General features: G+C 68.6%; 19 protein-coding genes. 12 read left to right on the top strand and 7 right to left on the bottom strand.

Features of this window, described 5'->3' with window-relative positions; genetic code table 11:
• Nucleotides 1–19: 19 nt before the first annotated feature.
• From sdhA to MCHT01_RS06645, 4 genes are all read right to left on the bottom strand, one after another.
• Nucleotides 20–1,837, bottom strand: coding sequence for a succinate dehydrogenase flavoprotein subunit (gene sdhA / locus MCHT01_RS06660; protein ID WP_067063962.1), 1,818 nt, complete (start codon nt 1,835–1,837; stop codon nt 20–22).
• A gap of 3 nt (nt 1,838–1,840) precedes the next feature.
• Nucleotides 1,841–2,203, bottom strand: coding sequence for a succinate dehydrogenase, hydrophobic membrane anchor protein (gene sdhD / locus MCHT01_RS06655; protein WP_067063960.1), 363 nt, complete (start codon nt 2,201–2,203; stop codon nt 1,841–1,843).
• Nucleotides 2,204–2,281: 78 nt separating this feature from the next.
• Nucleotides 2,282–2,722, bottom strand: coding sequence for a succinate dehydrogenase, cytochrome b556 subunit (gene sdhC, locus MCHT01_RS06650; RefSeq protein WP_067063957.1), 441 nt, complete (start codon nt 2,720–2,722; stop codon nt 2,282–2,284).
• A 126-nt stretch (nt 2,723–2,848) separates the two neighbouring features.
• Nucleotides 2,849–3,631 (bottom strand): GntR family transcriptional regulator, encoded by a 783-nt coding sequence (locus MCHT01_RS06645; RefSeq protein ID WP_067063956.1) that lies wholly within the window; start codon nt 3,629–3,631, stop codon nt 2,849–2,851.
• A gap of 276 nt (nt 3,632–3,907) precedes the next feature.
• On the opposite strand from MCHT01_RS06645, the gene MCHT01_RS06640 reads away from it, so the two are divergent.
• The 12 genes from MCHT01_RS06640 to MCHT01_RS06585 all read left to right on the top strand — a co-directional run bounded on the left by MCHT01_RS06640 (nt 3,908) and on the right by MCHT01_RS06585 (nt 15,876).
• Nucleotides 3,908–4,894: a malate dehydrogenase gene (locus MCHT01_RS06640; protein ID WP_067063953.1), complete on the top strand. Its 987-nt coding sequence runs from the start codon at nt 3,908–3,910 to the stop codon at nt 4,892–4,894.
• A gap of 105 nt (nt 4,895–4,999) precedes the next feature.
• The gene (locus tag MCHT01_RS06635) at nt 5,000–6,010 is read left to right on the top strand and encodes an HpcH/HpaI aldolase/citrate lyase family protein (protein WP_067063951.1); all 1,011 of its coding nucleotides are present in this window, start codon (nt 5,000–5,002) and stop codon (nt 6,008–6,010) included.
• Between the two features lie 244 nt (nt 6,011–6,254).
• Entirely contained in the window at nt 6,255–6,812 is a 558-nt protein-coding gene (locus MCHT01_RS06630; RefSeq protein WP_067063949.1) for a hypothetical protein, read from the top strand.
• Nucleotides 6,813–7,111: 299 nt separating this feature from the next.
• Complete coding sequence (locus MCHT01_RS06625) at nt 7,112–7,357, top strand: AbrB/MazE/SpoVT family DNA-binding domain-containing protein (RefSeq protein ID WP_067063946.1); 246 nt, start codon at nt 7,112–7,114, stop codon at nt 7,355–7,357.
• 4 nt (nt 7,358–7,361) lie between these two features.
• The gene (locus MCHT01_RS06620) at nt 7,362–7,805 is read left to right on the top strand and encodes a type II toxin-antitoxin system VapC family toxin (RefSeq protein WP_067063944.1); all 444 of its coding nucleotides are present in this window, start codon (nt 7,362–7,364) and stop codon (nt 7,803–7,805) included.
• Between the two features lie 53 nt (nt 7,806–7,858).
• Nucleotides 7,859–10,447 (top strand): bifunctional aconitate hydratase 2/2-methylisocitrate dehydratase, encoded by a 2,589-nt coding sequence (gene acnB, locus MCHT01_RS06615; RefSeq protein WP_067063942.1) that lies wholly within the window; start codon nt 7,859–7,861, stop codon nt 10,445–10,447.
• A gap of 233 nt (nt 10,448–10,680) precedes the next feature.
• Nucleotides 10,681–11,211 (top strand): GbsR/MarR family transcriptional regulator, encoded by a 531-nt coding sequence (locus MCHT01_RS06610; RefSeq protein ID WP_067063940.1) that lies wholly within the window; start codon nt 10,681–10,683, stop codon nt 11,209–11,211.
• Between the two features lie 157 nt (nt 11,212–11,368).
• Nucleotides 11,369–12,244 carry an NAD-dependent epimerase/dehydratase family protein gene (locus MCHT01_RS06605; protein WP_067063937.1) on the top strand — a complete coding sequence of 292 codons (876 nt, stop codon included), beginning with the start codon at nt 11,369–11,371 and terminating at the stop codon, nt 12,242–12,244.
• The gene (locus MCHT01_RS06600) at nt 12,229–12,618 is read left to right on the top strand and encodes a DoxX-like family protein (protein WP_067063935.1); all 390 of its coding nucleotides are present in this window, start codon (nt 12,229–12,231) and stop codon (nt 12,616–12,618) included. The genes MCHT01_RS06605 and MCHT01_RS06600 overlap by 16 nt, the downstream gene beginning before the upstream one ends.
• Before the next feature lie 172 nt (nt 12,619–12,790).
• A complete protein-coding gene (locus MCHT01_RS06595; protein ID WP_067063932.1) occupies nt 12,791–13,267 on the top strand; it encodes a DUF2269 family protein in 477 nt (158 codons plus the stop codon).
• A gap of 135 nt (nt 13,268–13,402) precedes the next feature.
• Nucleotides 13,403–13,918 carry a free L-methionine (R)-S-oxide reductase MsrC gene (gene msrC, locus MCHT01_RS06590; RefSeq protein WP_084452035.1) on the top strand — a complete coding sequence of 172 codons (516 nt, stop codon included), beginning with the start codon at nt 13,403–13,405 and terminating at the stop codon, nt 13,916–13,918.
• Nucleotides 13,915–15,876: a bifunctional 2',3'-cyclic-nucleotide 2'-phosphodiesterase/3'-nucleotidase gene (locus MCHT01_RS06585; RefSeq protein WP_084452033.1), complete on the top strand. Its 1,962-nt coding sequence runs from the start codon at nt 13,915–13,917 to the stop codon at nt 15,874–15,876. The genes msrC and MCHT01_RS06585 overlap by 4 nt, the downstream gene beginning before the upstream one ends.
• A gap of 159 nt (nt 15,877–16,035) precedes the next feature.
• On the opposite strand, the gene MCHT01_RS06580 is transcribed toward MCHT01_RS06585, so the two are convergent.
• The 3 genes from MCHT01_RS06580 to sbcB all read right to left on the bottom strand — a co-directional run bounded on the left by MCHT01_RS06580 (nt 16,036) and on the right by sbcB (nt 19,314).
• Nucleotides 16,036–16,341: a flagellar basal body protein gene (locus MCHT01_RS06580; RefSeq protein WP_067063930.1), complete on the bottom strand. Its 306-nt coding sequence runs from the start codon at nt 16,339–16,341 to the stop codon at nt 16,036–16,038.
• Between the two features lie 402 nt (nt 16,342–16,743).
• Entirely contained in the window at nt 16,744–17,673 is a 930-nt protein-coding gene (locus MCHT01_RS06575) for a GGDEF domain-containing protein (RefSeq protein ID WP_067063928.1), read from the bottom strand.
• Nucleotides 17,674–17,853: 180 nt separating this feature from the next.
• Nucleotides 17,854–19,314 carry an exodeoxyribonuclease I gene (gene sbcB, locus MCHT01_RS06570; protein WP_067063925.1) on the bottom strand — a complete coding sequence of 487 codons (1,461 nt, stop codon included), beginning with the start codon at nt 19,312–19,314 and terminating at the stop codon, nt 17,854–17,856.
• Nucleotides 19,315–19,321: the final 7 nt, after the last annotated feature.

Genomic DNA, 19,321 nt, shown 5'->3' with positions numbered 1-19,321 from the left:
TGGATGCTCCTGCGGCCGATCAGAAGGTACGGACCTTCGGGGGGACGCTGTCGACGGTCAGCGGTTGCAGATTGACCGGCTTGTAGGTCAGGCTGTTGGACTCGGAATGCCACAGGGTGTGCTTCATCCATTCCTTGTCGTTGCGGCCCAGCGGGAACTCCGCATCGTCCGCGCTGCGCTCGAAGTCGTTCACGGTGTGGGCGCCACGGCATTCCTTGCGGGCGGCGGCGGACACGATCGTGGCCTGCGCGGCCTCGATCAGGTTGTCCACTTCCAGGGCCTCGACACGCGCGGTGTTGAAGACCTTGGACTTGTCCTTCAGCGTGATGTTCTTGACCCGCTCGCGGATGGCGGCGATGGCGACGACGCCCTCGTCCAGCAGCTTGCTGGTGCGGAACACGCCAGCGTGCGACTGCATCGCGGCGCGCAGGTCGTCGGCGACCTGCTGCGCGTATTCACCGCCGGTGTTGGACTCCAGACGCGCCAGGCGCGCCAGCGTCTTGTCGGCGGCGTCCTTGGGCAGCGGCTTGTGGGCGACGCCCGCGGCCTTGAAGGCCTTGTGCGCCTCGACGATGTGGTTGCCCGCGGCGCGGCCGAAGACCACCAGGTCCAGCAGCGAGTTGGTGCCCAGACGGTTGGCGCCGTGCACCGACACGCAGGAGCACTCGCCCACCGCGTACAGGCCGTTGACCACGCTCTTGTGATCGTCGCCCTTCTGCACCACGACCTGGCCGTGGATGTTGGTCGGGATGCCACCCATCTGGTAATGGATGGTCGGCACGACGGGGATGGGTTCCTTCGTGATGTCGACGTTGGCGAAGTTGTGGCCGATCTCCAGCACCGAGGGCAGGCGCTTGGCGATGGTGTCGCCACCCAGGTGGGTCATGTCCAGCACGACGTAGTCCTTGTTGGGACCGCAGCCGCGACCTTCCTTGATCTCCTGGTCCATACAGCGCGAGACGAAGTCACGCGGCGCCAGGTCCTTCAGCGTCGGGGCGTAGCGCTCCATGAAGCGCTCGCCGTTGGCGTTGCGCAGGATCGCGCCCTCGCCGCGGCAGCCTTCGGTCAGCAGCACGCCCGCGCCGGCCACGCCGGTCGGGTGGAACTGCCAGAACTCCATGTCCTGCAGCGGGATGCCGGCGCGCGCCGCCATGCCCAGGCCGTCGCCGGTGTTGATGAACGCGTTGGTCGAGGCGGCGAAGATGCGGCCGGCACCACCGGTGGCCAGCAGCACGGTCTTGGCTTCCAGGATGTGGACGTCGCCCGTTTCCATTTCCAGCGCGGTCACGCCGACCACGTCGCCGTCGGCGTCGCGGATCAGGTCCAGCGCCATCCACTCCACGAAGAAGTTGGTGCGGGCCTTGACGTTCTGCTGGTACAGCGTGTGCAGCAGCGCGTGGCCGGTGCGGTCGGCCGCGGCGCAGGCGCGCTGGACCGGCTTCTCGCCGTAGTTGGCCGTGTGGCCGCCGAACGGACGCTGGTAGATCGTGCCGTCCGGGTTGCGGTCGAACGGCATGCCGAAGTGCTCGAGCTCGTAGACGACCTTGGGCGCCTCACGGCACATGAACTCGATGGCGTCCTGGTCACCCAGCCAGTCCGAGCCCTTGACGGTGTCGTAGAAGTGGTAGTGCCAGTTGTCTTCCGACATGTTGCCCAGGCTGGCGCCGATGCCGCCTTGAGCGGCCACGGTGTGCGAGCGGGTCGGGAAGACCTTGGACAGGACGGCGACGTTCAGCCCGGCCAGCGACAGCTGGAGCGAGGCGCGCATGCCGGAGCCGCCGGCTCCCACGATGACGACGTCGAATTTACGCTTGGGCAGCGAGGTTCCGTTTTGCATTTCTTACAGCCTCCAGAGCACTTGGATCGCCCAACCCGCGCAACCCGTCAACCACACCAGCGTGAACACATGCAGCGCCAGACGCAGGCCCACCGGTTTCACGTAATCCATCCAGATGTCGCGCACGCCGACCCAGGCGTGATAGCCCAGCGAGACGATCAGCGCGAAGGTCAGGAACTTCATCCATTGCTTGCTGAAGATGCCCGCCCACAGGTCGTAGCCGATCGGCTGGCTGGTGAACAGCACTTGCGCGAGCAGCACGATGGTGAACAGCGCCATGAGCAGCGCGGTGGCGCGTTGCGCCATCCAGTCGCGCAGGCCGTAATGCGCACCGGTGACGATGCGCTTGCTTCCGTAGGTTGTCATTGTTGATTTGCCTCTTGGGTCAATCGTCGGAATTCATCCCCGATCGAGCGGCCTGCCGGCCGCGCGATCGCGGCGGAATCAATACAGGCCGAACAGCTTGGCGCCCAGCGCCAGGGTCAGCACGACGCTCAGCACCAGCGTCGCGACGGCGCTGCTCTTGCCGAATTCCTTGCTCACGCTATGCGTCGCGTCCATGTACAGGTGACGCACGCCGGCGATGAAGTGGTGCAGGTAGCCCCAGATCAGCGCCAGTGCCACCAGCTTGATGAACCAGCCGGGCAGGAAGCCAATGCCGGACACGAAAGCGGCGGTGAAGGTCTCGTACGAGATCTCCGACGTGAGGCTGGTGTCGAACATCCAGATCACGAAGGGGAGCAGGAAGAACATCAGCAGGCCGCTGATGCGGTGCAGGATCGAGACGATGCCGGCCGGGGGCAGGCGATACGACACGATCTGCGTCACATGGATGTTGGTGTAGACCGGTCGTTTCTTCGTGGTGGCTTGAGTGGCGTCCGTCATGTCCGACCTTGTAATGGATGTGAAACCCGAAGATTTTATTGCAACGCAACACCCCGGAAGGGTGTCTGGTTCGCCTATCGCGCTCATGGCGTGCCATGAAAACGTCAGCGAGGCCATGCGAAAGAATCAATTCAGGTCGTTGCGATAGAAGTGATGGGAGGTGTTGTAGAGACCGCGGCGCAACTCCACCGGCTTGTCGCCGTAGGTGAAGGAGAGCCGCTCCACGCTCAGCAGCGGACTGCCCAGCGCTACCTGCAGCGGCGCGGCGGATTCTTCGTCCGCCGCGACCGCCCGGATCTTTTCCTGCGCGCGAATCATGTGCACGCCGAATTCGGTTTCGAGCAGACCGTAAAACGGTCCGCGATGCTCCAGCAGCCTCTCGGTCGTCAGACCCTTGAAGAGCGCACCGGGCAGCCAGATGTCGTCGAGCACCACCGGCCGGCCGTCGCTGTGCAGCAGGCGGCGGATCTCGATCACCGGATCGCCCGCGCGCAGCTGCATCAGCTTGGCGATCCAGGCGGGCGCGCGCTGACGGCGGCAATCCAGCAGCTGGCGGCCGAGCGTCGCGGACGCGTCGCCCTCCGGCGTCAGCCTCAGGAAGCGGTATTGCTGCTGCTGCTCGGCGTGGGTGGCGACGAAGGTCCCCTTCCCTTGCCGGCGCACCAGCAGGTTGTCGGCGGCCAGTTCGTCGACGGCCTTGCGGACGGTGCCCTGGCTGACACCGAAGCGCGCGGCCAGCTCCATCTCGCTGGGGATGATCTCGCCCGCCTTCCACTCCCCGGCCTGCAGGCCCTTGAGGATCAGCCCCTTGATCTGGCGATACAGCGGGCTGAACGACGGCGCGGCCTCGGCGCGCGCCAGCTCATTGAGCGGCGTCACGGGATGGACCGGGGCGGCGGGGGGCGACATGGGCCGGCATTCGAGCACAAACGCGGCGCCAGCGTCCATCTTCCGACCGGGAGACCGAGGAGATTAGTCTTATATAAGACACAAGAGTGTCAGATTGCCGCAATGCGCCCGCCACAGAGAGGAAGCCTCGCCGATTTAGAGGGACGTCCCGGGCACCGGTGGGCGAAGAAGACCCTATCGGTATGCGTGCCGCGCCCGTGCTGGCCTACACTTGCCGCCGCCAGGCGCGCAGCGCGCCTCCCGCATCAATTCACTCGCACTTCTCGGAGACCTCTGATGAGCAAGAAACCCGTTCGCGTCGCCGTCACCGGCGCCGCCGGCCAGATCGGCTACGCCCTGCTGTTCCGCATCGCTTCCGGCGAGATGCTGGGCAAGGACCAGCCCGTCATCCTGCAGCTGCTGGAGATCCCTGACGAGAAGGCCCAGAACGCGCTCAAGGGCGTGATCATGGAACTGGAAGACTGCGCCTTCCCGCTGCTGGCCGGCATCGAAGCCCACAGCGATCCGATGACCGCCTTCAAGGACACCGACTACGCGCTGCTGGTCGGCGCGCGTCCGCGCGGCCCGGGCATGGAGCGTTCGGACCTGCTGGCCGCCAACGCCCAGATCTTCACGGTGCAAGGCAAGGCCCTGAACGCCGTCGCCTCGCGCAACGTGCGCGTGCTGGTGGTCGGCAACCCGGCCAACACCAACGCCTACATCGCGATGAAGTCGGCCCCGGACCTGCCGGCCAAGAACTTCACCGCCATGCTGCGCCTGGACCACAACCGCGCCGCCTCGCAGATCGCCGCCAAGACCGGCAAGCCGGTCGCCGGCATCGAGAAGCTGGCCGTGTGGGGCAACCACTCGCCGACGATGTACGCGGACTACCGCTACGCCACCATCGACGGCCAGTCGGTCAAGGACCTGATCAACGACGAAGAGTGGAACCGCAACACCTTCCTGCCGACCGTCGGCAAGCGCGGCGCGGCGATCATCGCCGCCCGTGGCCTGTCGTCGGCCGCCTCGGCCGCCAACGCCGCCATCGACCACATGCGTGACTGGGCCCTGGGCACCAACGGCAAGTGGGTCACGATGGGCATCCCGTCGGGCGGCGAGTACGGCATCCCCAAGGACGTCATGTTCGGCTACCCGGTGACCGTCGAGAACGGCGAGTACAAGATCGTCCAGGGCCTGGAGATCGACGCCTTCTCGCAAGAGTGCATCAACAAGACGCTGAACGAGCTGCTGGAAGAGCAGAACGGCGTCAAGCACCTGCTCTGATCCCCAGCCCGAGACCCGCAGGGTCTCCACGCTGAGCGACACTCGACGGGCCGGCCTTCGCAAGAGGGCCGGCCCTTCTTCTTTCCCGACACCCATTCCCCACCGATGAGCACCGCCCTCCATCCCGCCGACGCCCTCTTCGAGGAAGGCCGCGCGCCCACGGTCCTGCCGGTGGTCGACCATTACTGCGGCGTCGAGGCCCGCATGATCAAGAGCCTGGAGCTGCAGGTCGCGATGGGCCCGGTGTTCGACATCACCCTGGACTGCGAGGACGGCGCGCCCGTCGGCGGCGAGGCCGAGCACATGCTGCTGGTGCTGCACCTGCTCAACGGCGCCTTGAACGCGCACGGCCGCGTCGGCGTGCGGGTGCACCCCGTCTCGCACCCGTCGTTCGAAGCCGATGTCGAGGCCGTGATCGCCGGCGGCGGCGAGAAGCTCGCCTATCTCATGATCCCCAAGCCCGAGGGCCTGGCGGACCTGCAGCGCGCGATCGACTTCATCGACGGCGCGCTCGCCCGTCACCACGTCCGCAAGCCGCTCCCGCTGCACACCCTGATCGAGACCCATGGCGCGCTGCGCGACGCGATGGCCTTCGCCGCGCATCCACGCATCGAGTCACTGTCCTTCGGGCTGATGGACTTCGTCTCCGCCCATCGCGGCGCGATCCCCCGCTCGGCGCTGACGGTCGAGGGCCAGTTCACCCATCCGCTGGTGCGCCGCGCCAAGCTCGAGATCGCCGCCGCGGCGCACGCCTTCGGCAAGACGCCCTCGCACTGCGTGGTCACCGAGTTCAAGAGCGAGCGCGCCATCCAGTCCGCCGCCGAGCGCGCCGCGCGCGAGTTCGGCTACACGCGGATGTGGAGCATCCATCCGAATCAGATCCGCCCCATCGTCGACGCCTTCGCGCCCAGCGTCGCGGAGATCGACGAAGCCATCGAGATCCTGCTCGCCGCGCAGGCCGCGCAGTGGGGCCCGATCCAGCATCGCGACATGCTCCACGACCGCGCCAGCTACCGGCTGTTCTGGCATCTGCTGCAGCGCGCGCATAGCACCGGACAGGTCCTGCCGACGGAGGTCGAGCAGGCCTGGTTCGCCCCTCAGCCCTCGCCCCTGTGAGCGACGCATCGCGAACATGCCGATCGCGTTTTCACGCGATGGTCACGCGCTTCGCGCCCGCCGCGCACCGCGGCGCGCACAAGCAGTGATTGCCCTAGGGTCGATCAACCCTTTGACACATTAATTCGCGCCGCCGGGCCTGCCGCGAGCGGTGACAATCGCGCATCGCCGCGCTCCGGCGTTTTGCTTTTTCGAGCACCCGCATGAGCTGGTGTTTTTTCAGGTCCTCACCCTCCATTCCCGAATGCGACTGACCGCCCTCCTCCTGTCCGGCGCCGCCGCCGCGCTGACGCTGACCGCCGGCATCGCCGCCGCCCAACCCGCCGCCAACGGCACGCCGGCCAAGCCCGCCGCCGCCAAGGCCAAGGCCGCGACGCCCGCCAAGGGCCGCAAGCCCGCCGCCAAGACACCGCCTCCTCCGCCCCCGCTGCCGGAAGCCAACGAGGAACAGCTGGCCGCCGCCAAGCAGGCCTACCTCGGCAAGTACGAGTGCGAGTTCAAGCAGACCATCGAGATCGAGCCCGACGCCAAGCACGCCGGCTACATCAACGTGGCCTACAAGAAGGAAACGCTGACGATGAAGCCGGTGCTGTCGACCACGGGCGCGCTGCGCCTGGAGGACGTCACCGGTCGCACGCTGATGGTCCAGATCGCCAACAAGTCCATGCTGCTGGACGTCAAGGCCGGCCAGCGCCTGGTCGACGACTGCGTCAACCCCGACCAGCGCGCCGCCATCGAGGCCGCCCGCTCCGCCTCGGCGCCCGCCGGCCAGGGCCTGGGCATCACGCCGAGCGCGCAGTAAGCCGCTCCCGCGCCGACCGACGAAGCCGCCCTCGAGGCGGCTTTTTCATGAACGATCCTCCGCGCCGGGCCGCCAAGGACATCCGCCCGGCCGCGGGACGCCAAAGACGGCGGCTCGCCGGGCCTATCCATACTGGCGCTGTCGGGCTTCCTCCTCCGGCGCTGGCTTTCGCGAACTGAAAGTACGTACAATCAATGCATACTTTCCGCGTCATACCCACGGTGCCGTACCGAACATGACCGGTCATGAATTCGCCAAGGCCGTCGCCTAATCTCCCAGGATCGTCAGGAGCCCGCAGCATGGAAGCCACCGTCGCCGAACGAGGTCAGATCACCTTGCCCAAGGCCGTCCGTGACGCGCTGGGCCTGACCAAGGGCACCACGCTGAAGGTCGAACTGGACGGCGCGCGCATCATCCTGCGCAAGAACGTCGACGACGCCATCTCCCGCGCCCGCGGCCGCTTCAAGCTGCCCGAGGGCACCACCACCGACGACGTGATGCGCGACCTGCGCGGCCGCTCGTCCGACGAGGCGTCCGAGGCCTGATCCGATGATCGCCGTCGACAGCTCCGTCCTCATCGACCTCCTGGGCGACGCGCCCGGCGCCGACGCGGCCGAGGCCGCCCTGCGGCTGGCGCTGTCCAGCGGTCCGGTGGTGCTGTGCGACGTCGTGCTGACCGAGGTCACCGCCGGCCTGGGCCACGGCTCCGAGGTGATGGACGCGCTGGAGGAGATGGGCCTGCGCTTCCTGGCCATCGACCAGCGCGCCGCCATCCGCGCCGGCGAGATGCAACGCAAGTTCAAGCAGCGCCTGGCCGAGAAGGCCGCCGGCAAGACCGCCGCGGGCGCGTCCGAGTCCGGCTCCAAGGCCATGCCCGACTTCCTGGTCGGCGCCCACGCGATGCTGCAATGCGAGGGCCTGATCACCCGCGACCAGGGCTTCTTCCGAGACTATTTCAAGGGCCTGAAGGTCATCGTGCCCAGCGCACCCTGACCCCCGAGACCCGCTTTCCGACCCAAGCAGAGACCACAGAAACTGGAGTTCGCATGCTGCAAGCCTACCGCCAACACGAAGCCGAGCGCGCCGCCCTCGGCATCCCGCCGCTGCCGCTCGACGCGAAGCAAGTTGCCGAGCTGATCGAGCTGATCAAGAACCCGCCCGCCGGCGAAGACGCCTTCCTGCTGGACCTGCTGACGCATCGCGTGCCCCCGGGCGTGGACGACGCCGCCAAGGTCAAGGCCAGCTTCCTGGCCGCCGTCGCGCACGGTGATCTGAAGGTCGGTCTGATCTCCAAGGCCAAGGCCACCGAGCTGCTGGGCACCATGGTCGGCGGCTACAACGTGCATCCGCTGATCGAGCTGCTGGACGACGCCGAAGTCGCCGGCGTCGCGGCCGACGGTCTGAAGAAGACCCTGCTGATGTTCGACTACTTCAACGACGTGGCGACCAAGGCCAAGGCCGGCAACGCCAAGGCCAAGGAAGTGATGCAGAGCTGGGCCGACGCCGAGTGGTTCACCTCGCGTCCGGAAGTCGAGAAGAAGATCACCATCACCGTCTTCAAGGTCCCCGGCGAAACCAACACCGACGACCTGTCCCCGGCGCCGGACGCCTGGAGCCGCCCGGACATCCCGCTGCATTACCTGGCGATGCTGAAGAACACGCGTCCCGACGCGGCCTTCAAGCCGGAAGAAGACGGCAAGCGCGGGCCGATGCAGTTCATCGAGGACCTGAAGAAGAAGGGCCACATCGTGGCCTACGTCGGCGACGTGGTCGGCACCGGCTCCTCGCGCAAGTCGGCGACCAACTCGGTGATCTGGGCCACCGGCCAGGACATCCCCTTCGTCCCGAACAAGCGCTTCGGCGGCGTGACGCTGGGCGGCAAGATCGCCCCCATCTTCTTCAACACGCAGGAAGACTCGGGCTCGCTGCCCATCGAGGTCGACGTGTCCAAGCTGGAGATGGGCGACGTCATCGACGTGCTGCCTTATGACGGCAAGCTGGTGAAGAACGGCGAGACCGTCGCCGAGTTCAAGCTCAAGAGCGACGTGCTGTTCGACGAAGTCCGCGCCGGCGGCCGGATCAACCTGATCATCGGCCGCTCGCTGACCGCCAAGGCGCGCGAGTTCCTGGGTCTGCCCGCTTCGACGCTGTTCCGCCTGCCGCAAGCGCCGGCCGAGACCAAGGCCGGCTTCACGCTGGCGCAGAAGATGGTCGGCCGCGCGGTCGGTCTGCCGGAAGGCCAAGGCGTGCGCCCGGGCACCTACTGCGAGCCCAAGATGACCACCGTCGGTTCGCAGGACACGACCGGCCCGATGACCCGCGACGAGCTGAAGGACCTGGCTTGCCTGGGCTTCTCGGCCGACCTGGTGATGCAGTCCTTCTGCCACACGGCCGCCTACCCGAAGCCGGTCGACGTCAAGACGCACCGTGAGCTGCCCGCCTTCATCTCCAACCGCGGCGGCGTGGCCCTGCGTCCGGGCGACGGCGTGATCCACAGCTGGCTGAACCGTCTGCTGCTGCCCGACACCGTCGGCACCGGCGGCGACTCGCACACCCGTTTCCCGATCGGCATCTCGTTCCCGGCGGGTTCGGGCCTGGTGGCCTTCGGCGCCGCGACCGGCGTGATGCCGCTGGACATGCCGGAATCGGTGCTGGTCCGCTTCAAGGGCGAGATGCAACCGGGCGTCACCCTGCGCGACCTGGTCCATGCGATCCCGCTGTACGCGATCAAGGCCGGTCTGCTGACCGTGGCCAAGGCCGGCAAGAAGAACATCTTCTCGGGCCGCATCCTGGAAATCGAAGGTCTGCCCGACCTGAAGGTGGAACAGGCCTTCGAGCTGTCCGACGCCTCGGCCGAGCGCTCCGCCGCCGGCTGCACGATCAAGCTGAACCCGGCGCCGATCAAGGAGTACCTCACCAGCAACATCGTGCTGATGAAGAACATGATCGCCGACGGCTACGCGGACGCGAAGACGCTGCAACGCCGCATCGAGAAGGTCGAGGCCTGGCTGGCCAAGCCGGACCTGCTCGAGGCCGACAAGGACGCCGAATACGCCGCCGTGTTCGAGATCGACCTGGCCGACATCACCGAGCCGATCGTCTGCTGCCCGAACGACCCGGACGACGCCAAGTTCCTATCCGACGTCGCCGGCACCAAGATCGACGAAGCCTTCATCGGCTCGTGCATGACCAACATCGGTCACTTCCGCGCGGCGGCCAAGCTGCTGGGCGGCCAGCGCGACATCCCGGTCAAGCTGTGGGTCGCCCCGCCGACCAAGATGGACCAGAGCGAGCTGATCAAGGAAGGCCATTACGCCGCCTTCGGCACCGCCGGCGCGCGCACCGAAATGCCGGGCTGCTCGCTGTGCATGGGCAACCAGGCGCAGGTCCGCGAAGGCGCGACGGTCATCTCGACCTCGACCCGCAACTTCCCCAACCGTCTGGGCAAGAACACCAACGTGTTCCTGGGCTCGGCCGAGCTGGCGGCGATCGCGTCCCGCCTGGGCCGCCTGCCGACCAAGGAGGAGTACCTCAAGGAAATGGGCGTGATCGACGCCGACAAGGCCAGCGTCTACCGCTACATGAACTTCGACCAGATCGAGGAATACGCGGACACGGCCAAGACGGTCGCCTGATCGATCGGCCGCTCAGCGGCTGAAGACCGCGGGGGTGTTGAGTCCCCTGCCCCCGGGCCCGGTGGCGAAAGTCTCCGGGCCCTTGTCATTGGGCGCTCACCCGATCGCCTTCGCTCTCGGTCCGGACGGGACCGGTCGAGTCGAGCCGGGCGGAGATTCACTGCCATTCGAAGCGATCTTCGACGTCAATTTCTGTATTGACAGAAATTTCTGTCGACCTACACTCCAACCCCATGGAACTCAGCAACACCGCCCGCCGATTCGTCCTGCACTGGGGCGAGATGGGCAGCGCCTGGGGTGTGAATCGCACCGTGGCGCAGATCCATGCCCTGCTCTACATCCACGGTCAGCCGCTGAACGCCGAGCAGATGGCCGAGACCCTGTCGGTCGCGCGCTCCAACGTCAGCACCAGCCTCAAGGAACTGACCAGCTGGAACCTGATCCGCGTCACCCACGTGCTGGGCGATCGCCGCGACTACTTCGAGACCTCGGTGGACGTGTGGGAGCTGTTCCGCACCATCGTGCGGGAGCGCAAGCACCGCGAGTTCGATCCCACGGTCCGCATGCTGACCGAACTCGTCAAGGACGAGTCCTTCGACCAGGACCCCCCCGACGCCCAGGACCGCGTCCGCGAGGCGCTGCGCTTCATGGAGACGCTGGGCGCCTGGTCGGACGAGATGATGCGGCTCTCCCCCAGCACGCTGGAGAAGGTGCTGAAGCTGGGCGCGAGTGTCCAGCGCTTCGTCCGCGGAGACGGGTCCTGACCCGCCCCTTTTTTGGCCAATGATTTCTGTTTTTACTGAAACTTCGAGATAGTCAAACGACCAACCCAAGGAGTGATGTCATGACCGAGTGGACCCTGTCCCCGCGCTTGCAGACCGCCGCTGCGACACCCCAGTTTGCTCACGCCGGAGACGCCTCATGACCCCCGCCATCCGCTCCGTCCTGGTCTGCGGCGCCAGCGGCTTCCTCGGCCGGCGCATCGTGCGCGCGCTTCGAGAAGCCGGTCTCTCGGTCACCGAAGGCAGCTCCCGCACGCAGGACTTCCAACGCGACCTCGACCCCAAGACCTGGGAGCCGCGCGTCGCCGGTTTCGACGCCGTCGTCAACGCGGTGGGCATCCTGCGCGACACCGGCGCCCGCCAGCTCGAGCCCATCCACCACCAGGCGCCGGCCGCGCTCTTCGAGGCCTGCGCCCGGGCCGGCGTGGCGCGCGTGGTGCAGGTGTCGGCCAACGGCGTCGACTGCGGCGATACCCGCTATGCGACGACCAAGCGCGCCGCCGACGAGGTCCTGCTGCGCCTGCGCGCCGAGGGCCGCCTCGACGGTCTGGTGCTGCGCCCGAGCATCGTCTTCGGCCGCGGCGGCGCGAGCACCGCGCTCTTCATGGCCTTGGCCCGGATGCCGCTGCTCATCCTGCCGCGCGCCGCGGTCCAGGCCCGCGTGCAGCCGGTCGCGGTGCCGGATGTCGCGCTGGCCGTGCTGCGCCTGCTCCAGGACGGCGGCCCGGACATCGTCACCGCCGTCGGTCCGCGGGCGCTGACGCTGGCCGACTACCTCGGCGAGCTGCGCCGCCAGCGCGGGCACGGTCCCGCCACCGTGATCCCGCTGCCGGACCTGCCCAGCCGCTGGAGCGCCCGGCTGGGCGACCTCGTCAGCGCCCAGCCCTGGAGCAGCGAGGCCCTGTCCCTGTTGGAGCAGGAGAACGTCGGCGACGCGCAGGCCTTCGCCCGCGTGCTGGGTCGCGCGCCGATTCCCGTCGAGCAGTTCATGGAGGCCGCATGGGCATCGGTCTGATCAACTTCCGCCACCGCCGCACGCGGGTGCTGGCGCGTGGCGTGCTCGTCGCGCTGTGGCTGGCCACGGCCGCCGCGAGCCTGGTCGAGCTCGACGGCCAGAGCCGTGCCCTGCTGGTCGCCGCGGCGACGCCGGAGCGCTGGATCGCGCCGCTGATCGTGGCGGGCGCGCTGGCCGATCTCTTCATCGGACTGGCGATGTGGCGCTGGCACCGCCGCTGGGTCTACCGGCTCGCGGGCGCGGTGATGCTGCTGATGACCGGGGTCGCCACGCTGATCCTGCCCTCGCTGTGGCTGGACCCGCTGGGCAGCCTGACCAAGAACCTGCCGATCGCGGTGCTCCTGCTGATCCTGGACGAGGACGCGCCCGCGTGAGCCCTCAACCCGCGACAGAATCGCGCCCGGCCGCGGGGCCGCCCGACAACGACAACGACAACGACAGCTACAGCTACAGCTACAGCTACAGCGACTCGACATCGACCCGGATCCCGATCACGGATGGACACCGAGCTCAACGTCGACAAGACCTGACCCCAGGGAGGACCTCATGAACACCTATCTCGTCATCAAGTGGCTGCACATCGTCTCGAGCGTGCTGCTGGCCGGCACGGGCTTCGGCTCGGCCTTCTACCTGTTCTTCGCCAACCGCAGCGGCTCGCTGGCCGCGCAGGCGGTGGTGGCGCGGCTGGTCAAGCGCGCGGACCTGTGGTTCACCACGCCGGCCGTGATCGTGCAGCCGGTCACTGGGGTGTGGCTGGCCATGCAGGCCGGCTGGTCGCTGGACACGCCCTGGCTGGCGGTGTCCATCGCGCTGTACCTGCTCGCGGGCGCCTGCTGGCTGCCGGTGCTGTGGCTGCAGATCCAGCTCTCGAAGATGGCCGACGCCGCGCTGGCCAGCGGCCAGGCCCTGCCCGCGCGCTACTGGCACTTCGCCCGCTGGTGGGAAGGCCTGGGCTATCCCGCCTTCATCGCCGTGCTGGTGGTCTTCTACCTGATGGTGAACAAGCCGGTCCTGTGGGGCTGAACGCCTGACGCCGCGGGCCGGTCCAGGCCCTCGACCGGGCGACGGAGCGGCGACCGCCGCCCGGACCCGCGCGCGCGGCCGTCGATCGCCCCCACGGCGCGCGGGCGTCACGTTCTCCCGCGACAATCCCGCCCCATGAGCTTCGACCCCACGCCCCTGCTGGACATGTCCAGCCCCGAGGCCAAGCGCGCCTCCTACGACACCCTCGTCGCCCAGACCCAGGCCGTCCTGCACGGCGAGCGCGACTGGCTCGCCAACCTGGCCCAGTTCGCGGCGCTGGTCTTCAACTCGGTCCCGCAGCTGAACTGGTCCGGCTTCTACATGGTCAATGCCAGGAACGAGCGCGAGCTGGTCCTCGGCCCGTTCCAGGGCAAGGTCGCCTGCGTGCGCATCGCCTTCGAGCGCGGCGTCTGCGGCGCCTGCGCCCGCACGCAGGAAGTCCAGCTCGTCGAGGACGTGCACGCCTTCCCCGGTCACATCGCCTGCGACGCGGCCTCGCGTTCGGAACTGGTGCTCCCCGTCGTCGTCGACGGCCGCCTGCGCGCGGTCTTCGACCTGGACAGCCCCGAACCCGCCCGCTTCGACGCGATCGACGCCGACGGCTTCCAGCGCGCCATCGCCGCGCTCGTCGCCGGGACCGACTGGGCATGAGCCGCCTCGCGCCCGCCCGCCCCCTGGCCCGCCTGGTCACCCGCGCGCTGGCCGCGCTGGGCCTGATCGCCGTCACGATGTCGCCGCTCGCGGCCCGCGCCGCGGAGCTCCGCCTGCGCGTGCTGGAGACCAGCGACATCCACATGAACCTGCTGAACTACGACTACTACCAGGATCGGGAGTCGCAGGAGTTCGGTCTGGCCAAGACGGTGACGCTGATCCACCGCGCCCGCGCCGAGTCGCCCAACAGCCTGCTGTTCGACAACGGCGACCTGCTGCAGGGCAACCCGCTGGGCGACGTGGTGGCCCGCGTCAAGCCGCTCAAGGCCGGTGACATCCACCCGGCCTACAAGATCCTGAACCTGCTGGACGTGGACGCCGCCAATCTCGGCAACCACGAGTTCAACTACGGCCTGCCCTTCCTGCGCCAGGCCATCGCCGGCGCGCAGTTCCCCTACCTGAACGCCAACGTGATGGAGGCCGACGGCCGCCGCCACGCCTTCACGCCCAGCACGCTGCTCACGCGCGAGATGCGCGACGAGTCCGGCAAGACGCACACGCTCAAGATCGGCGTGGTCGGCGTCACGCCGCCGCAGATCCTGGAGTGGGACCGCCAGAACCTCGCTGGGAAGGTCACCGTGATCGACATGGTCGACGCCGCCCGTACGCAGGTCGAGGCGCTGCGCAAGCAGGGGGCGGATCTGGTCGTCGTCATCGCCCACACCGGCATCGACAAGACCGAGCTGCCCAAGCTCTCCGAGAACATGGCCGCCCAGCTCGCCCGGGTGAAGGGCGTGGACGTGCTGCTGCTGGGTCACGCCCACACCGAGTTCCCCGGTCCGAGCTTCGCCGGCTATCCGGGCGTGGACCTCGAGCAAGGCAAGCTCTTCGGCACCCCCGCCGTGATGCCGGGCCGCTGGGGCGACCACCTGGGCATCGTGGACCTGACGCTGACGCAGTCCGGCAAGCGATGGCAGGTGGCGGCCAGCCGCGCCAGCCTGCGCCCGATCTTCGACCGCGCCACCCGCAAGCCGCTGGTCGACGCGGACCCGATGCCGGCCGTCGTCATCGCCAAGGAGCACCAGGCCACGCTGGACTACGTCCGCAGCCAGGTCGCGGTGGCGGACCAGCCCATCCAGAGCTACTTCTCTCAGGTGCTGGATGGCGCCGCGGTGCGCTTGGTCGCCCGCGCGCAACTGGCCTACGCGCTCAAGGCGGTCCAGGGCACGGCGCTGGAGAAGCTGCCGATGCTGTCGGCCGCGGCCCCGTTCAAGAGCGGCGGCCGCCAGGGCTGGACGCAGTACACCGACATCCCGGCCGGTCCGGTCGCGATCAAGCATGTCGCCGACCTGTACGTCTACCCGAACACGGTCAAGGTGCTGAAGCTCAGCGGCGCGCAGGTGCGCGACTGGCTGGAGATGTCCGCCGGCCAGTTCCGCCGCATCGACCCCCAGGGACCGGCGCAGCAGGACGTGGTCGACACCCAGTACCCCAGCTTCAACTTCGACATGATGCTGGGCCAGGACGATGGTCTGCGCTACGCGCTGGACCTGACCCAGCCGGCGCGCTTCGACCGTGACGGCAAGCGGGTGTCGGACGCGCATCGCGTGGTGGACCTGCGCTGGCGCGGCCAGCCGCTGGATGAGCGGGCCGAGTTCCTGGTGGTGACGAACAACTACCGCGCCTTCGGCGGCGGGCACTTCCCGGCGCTGGGCTCGGACAAGGTCGTCGTCGACGCCCCGGACGAGACCCGCGAGGCGGTCGCCCATTTCCTGGCCGCCCAGTCCTCGCTGAGCGCCGCGGTGGGTCAGCCGTCCTGGCGCATCCAGCCAGTGCCGGGCGTGGCGCTGCGCTTCGTCTCCGGCAACGGCGCGATCGCGCACCTGAAGGAGACGCCGCAGGTGACGCTGGTCAAGGACAACGGCGACGGGTCGGCGACCTTCGAGCTGGCGCCCTGATCGGCGCTCGGACGGTGGCCTCGCCCCCGCGGCGCGGCGGCCTCCGGGTCCGCCCGCGAGCGCCTGGGGAAGTCCGGCACCGTCCGGGGAACACGCCAGAAATGCCAACGGCCGCGCGATGCGGCCGTCTTTCATGGCGAGCGGGAACGCCCGCGAGGCTCAGACGTGGATGTCGAGCAGCGAGCCCTCGGCGCGGATCTGGGTCTGCAGCACCCGCAGGTTGCCGACGAAAGCGTAGGTGGCGGATTTCTGCTCGACCAGGTCGGCGGTCAGGTCGGCGCCGGGCTCGGGGAGCTTGGTGACCTGGGTGGTCACGCCATTGCCGTCCTCGGCGGTCTGGGCCTCGATGCGCTCGCGACGGTAGCCCGGCGTGTTCGCGTTGGCCACGTTGTTGGCGGACGCGCGCAGCCGTTCATTCGCGGCGGACATGCCGGACAAGGCGGTCGACAGGCTGATCGTGGACATGGCGGAACCCTCGTACTGCGCTGGCCCGACGTCGTTTCGGCGGGTCTCAAGCGGTCACTCTATTCGCCGTCATCGGCATTTCCCAGCCGATCTTTAGAAAAGAATGGGTTTTTCCCGCCAGTTCTTCACGTCAAAACGCCAGGTATAAACCCTAGTTTCCGGCGATCGGCTACGCCGAGCGGCGCCATGGGACTGCCACGCTCCCACCCTCACCCCGACCCTCTCCCGCCCCGCGGGAGAGGGAGAGGGAGAGGGAGAGGGAAAGGGAAAGGGAAAGGGAAAGGGAAAGGGAGTATCCGGCACCGAGCGTCGTTCTCAGGCCCCCCGCCACCCCGAATCGCCCGGCCCTGCATGGCCCCCTCGCCCGCTTGCGGGAGAGGGCTGGGGTGAGGGTCTTCGGGTTCAGGCGCCCGCCAGCTCCTCATAGCTGCCGCTGGACACGAACACCCGGACGCTGTCGCCGCCAGCGGCCTTGGCTTCAGTGCAGGCGAGCTGACCAGCCCCGAGCACCGCATCCACCGTATCCAGCGAGGGCTGCAGCTGGACCACACCCAGACTGGCCTTCACCCGAGCGCGGTGCAGGCCCCAGCGCAGCCGGTAGGCGGCGATGGCGCCGCGCATCTTCTCGGCCACGATCTGGGCGTAGTGCTGGTCGCAGTCCGGCAGCAGGACGACGAAATGGTCGTTCTCCAGCCGCGCCACCGTGTCGGACGCCCGCACCTTGGTCACCAGCATCTGGCCCAGGCCGTACAGGAAGTGCTCGGCGACCTCCCCGCCCATGCCCTGGACGATGTCGCTGAAGCGATCGATGTCGACGAAGAGCACCGACACCGGCTCATGCCGCCGGCTGCCGACGTGCTCGGCCAGGCGACGCTCGATCTCGCGCCGGTTGGAGAGCTCGGTCACCTCGTCGTGCTTGGCCGACCAGGTCGGCTGCATGCGCTGCGTGCGGGCGGCGGTGACGTCGTCGACGACCCACATCGCCTCGCCCGCTGGATGCTCCCAGTGCACGGGGGTGGCCTGCAGCCGCCCCCAGAAGCGGGAGCCGTCCCGGCGCACGAACTCGATTTCCTCGTCCAGCGGCCGGCCGGCGGCGAAGGCCGCGCCGACGCGGGCCTGCAAGGCCTGCTGGGCGGATTCGGAGACCACCACGCCGCGTTGGTCCTGACCGGTCAGGTCGGTGTCGTCGCCGTGGCCGAAGAGATGGTTGAACTGCTCGCTGACCACCTCGAAGCGGCCGGCGGCCACGAAGGCCACCGCCAGCGGCGCACGCACCAGCAGCGCCCGCATGCGGGCGGCGATGGGATCGGCGGCGTCGTGTTGGGATTGCATGTCGTCTCCTGGGGAATGCCGCAGGTGTACCCGTTTTGGCGGGCGCTGGGAACCCCGGAGAGGACCTCGTTCCGGGGCCGGGGACGGCGGCCCCGCCTCTCGCCGACGACCGAAGGCTCGACCGCCACCTCGGCGCGAGGGCGTCCGGGCCGGGGCCGGACCGTCAGACCGGTGACGGCCTCAGGGCGGCGGCGGCGCGATCTGCTCCGCCCACTCGTACAGGGCGGACAGGATCTCCTGGGCGCGCTCGTCGTCCGACTCCTCGGCCGCCTGGCCGAGCGTGTCGATGCGCTCGAAGAAGGCCTCCAGCGTCTGCGCCCCGCCCTGCCCCAGGTGCAGGCGCTCCGCGCAATGGCGCTCCCAGCGCTCCCGCTCGCCCTCGTTCAGCCATTCGGCGAAGTTGCGGGCGCGGTAGCGGAACAGGATCTCGTCCAGCCGGCCGTCGTCGAAGACCGCCTTGCCCTGCGCGACGCGACCCGCGAGCGCCTCGCCCGACAGCCCGCGCAAGCGCTCCAGCGTGCGCCGGTCCTCGTTGCCGACGAAGCCGCCGTACAGGTCCTCGTCCACGTCGACCGCGGCCGCGCCGCCGCCCGGCCGCTGGAACACCTGCGGCCACAGCCGCGTCAGCTCGCCGCCGCGCGCGGCCAGGATCTCGGCGTTCGCCAGACCGGCGGCGATGTCCAGGCCCCAGCGGCCGGCCATCTCCGGCGACAGGATCTTCAGCGCCGAGATCACGATCGGCGACTTGTTGACATGGATGGTCTTGATCGGCAGCCGGGTCACGCCCTCGGGCAACTCGTCCTGCTTCGTGTACATCCGCAGGCGGATGGTCTCGGCGTCCAGGCCCAGCAGCTCGGACGGATCGGCGGACAGGTCCCAGACGATCAGCTCGTTCTTGTTGGTCGGATGCTGCGCCAGCGGCCACACCAGCGCGATGCAGCCCCGATCCGGCCCGTACATGCCGGAGATGTGCAGGAAGGGCCGATGCGCGCCGATCTCGGCCCACACCGCGTCCTTCTTGCGCAGCTTCAGGCAGAAGTCCCACAGGCGCGGTTGCTGCTGCTTGATCAGGCGGGCCAGCGCGATGGTGGCGCGGACGTCGGACAGCGCATCGTGCGCCGCCTCGTGGGCCAGGCCGTTGGCGGCCGTCAGATGCTCCAGCTTGAAGGACGGCCGGCCGTCCTCGTGCCTGGGCCACTGGATGCCCTCGGGCCGCAGCGCGTAGGCGCAGCGCACCACGTCCAGCAGGTCCCAGCGGCCGCAGTCGTTCTGCCACTCGCGGGCATAGGGGTCGATGAGGTTGCGCCAGAACAGGAAGCGCGTGACCTCGTCGTCGAAGCGGATGGTGTTGTAGCCCAGGCCCACGGTGCCGGGGCGCGCCAGCTCCTCGTGGATGGCGGCGGCGAAGCGGTGCTCGGGCAGGCCCTGCTCGGCGCAGGTCTGGGGCAGGATGCCGGTCAGCAGGCAGGACTCGGGATCGGGCAGCGCGTCGGTGGCGGGCTGGCAGTACACCATCAGCGGATCGCCGATCTCGTTCAGGTCCGCGTCGGTGCGGATGCCGGCGAACTGGGCCGGACGGTCGCGGCGCGGCACGCGTCCGAAGGTCTCGTAGTCGTGCCAGTAGAAAGTCATCTCATGCATGGGCCGG

Source organism: Mitsuaria chitosanitabida ATCC BAA-476 = NBRC 102408, assembly GCF_001598255.1.
GTDB classification, from domain to species: Bacteria; Pseudomonadota; Gammaproteobacteria; order Burkholderiales; family Burkholderiaceae_C; genus Roseateles; species Roseateles chitosanitabidus.
This window is presented reverse-complemented; position numbering and strand designations above follow the sequence as displayed.

Coding starts and splice junctions, on each gene's coding strand:
- sdhA (WP_067063962.1), bottom strand. CDS start 1,837: ATGCAAAACGGAACCTCGCTGCCCAAGCGTAAATTCGACGTCGTCATC.
- sdhD (WP_067063960.1), bottom strand. CDS start 2,203: ATGACAACCTACGGAAGCAAGCGCATCGTCACCGGTGCGCATTACGGC.
- sdhC (WP_067063957.1), bottom strand. CDS start 2,722: ATGACGGACGCCACTCAAGCCACCACGAAGAAACGACCGGTCTACACC.
- MCHT01_RS06645 (WP_067063956.1), bottom strand. CDS start 3,631: ATGTCGCCCCCCGCCGCCCCGGTCCATCCCGTGACGCCGCTCAATGAG.
- MCHT01_RS06640 (WP_067063953.1), top strand. CDS start 3,908: ATGAGCAAGAAACCCGTTCGCGTCGCCGTCACCGGCGCCGCCGGCCAG.
- MCHT01_RS06635 (WP_067063951.1), top strand. CDS start 5,000: ATGAGCACCGCCCTCCATCCCGCCGACGCCCTCTTCGAGGAAGGCCGC.
- MCHT01_RS06630 (WP_067063949.1), top strand. CDS start 6,255: ATGCGACTGACCGCCCTCCTCCTGTCCGGCGCCGCCGCCGCGCTGACG.
- MCHT01_RS06625 (WP_067063946.1), top strand. CDS start 7,112: ATGGAAGCCACCGTCGCCGAACGAGGTCAGATCACCTTGCCCAAGGCC.
- MCHT01_RS06620 (WP_067063944.1), top strand. CDS start 7,362: ATGATCGCCGTCGACAGCTCCGTCCTCATCGACCTCCTGGGCGACGCG.
- acnB (WP_067063942.1), top strand. CDS start 7,859: ATGCTGCAAGCCTACCGCCAACACGAAGCCGAGCGCGCCGCCCTCGGC.
- MCHT01_RS06610 (WP_067063940.1), top strand. CDS start 10,681: ATGGAACTCAGCAACACCGCCCGCCGATTCGTCCTGCACTGGGGCGAG.
- MCHT01_RS06605 (WP_067063937.1), top strand. CDS start 11,369: ATGACCCCCGCCATCCGCTCCGTCCTGGTCTGCGGCGCCAGCGGCTTC.
- MCHT01_RS06600 (WP_067063935.1), top strand. CDS start 12,229: ATGGGCATCGGTCTGATCAACTTCCGCCACCGCCGCACGCGGGTGCTG.
- MCHT01_RS06595 (WP_067063932.1), top strand. CDS start 12,791: ATGAACACCTATCTCGTCATCAAGTGGCTGCACATCGTCTCGAGCGTG.
- msrC (WP_084452035.1), top strand. CDS start 13,403: ATGAGCTTCGACCCCACGCCCCTGCTGGACATGTCCAGCCCCGAGGCC.
- MCHT01_RS06585 (WP_084452033.1), top strand. CDS start 13,915: ATGAGCCGCCTCGCGCCCGCCCGCCCCCTGGCCCGCCTGGTCACCCGC.
- MCHT01_RS06580 (WP_067063930.1), bottom strand. CDS start 16,341: ATGTCCACGATCAGCCTGTCGACCGCCTTGTCCGGCATGTCCGCCGCG.
- MCHT01_RS06575 (WP_067063928.1), bottom strand. CDS start 17,673: ATGCAATCCCAACACGACGCCGCCGATCCCATCGCCGCCCGCATGCGG.
- sbcB (WP_067063925.1), bottom strand. CDS start 19,314: ATGCATGAGATGACTTTCTACTGGCACGACTACGAGACCTTCGGACGC.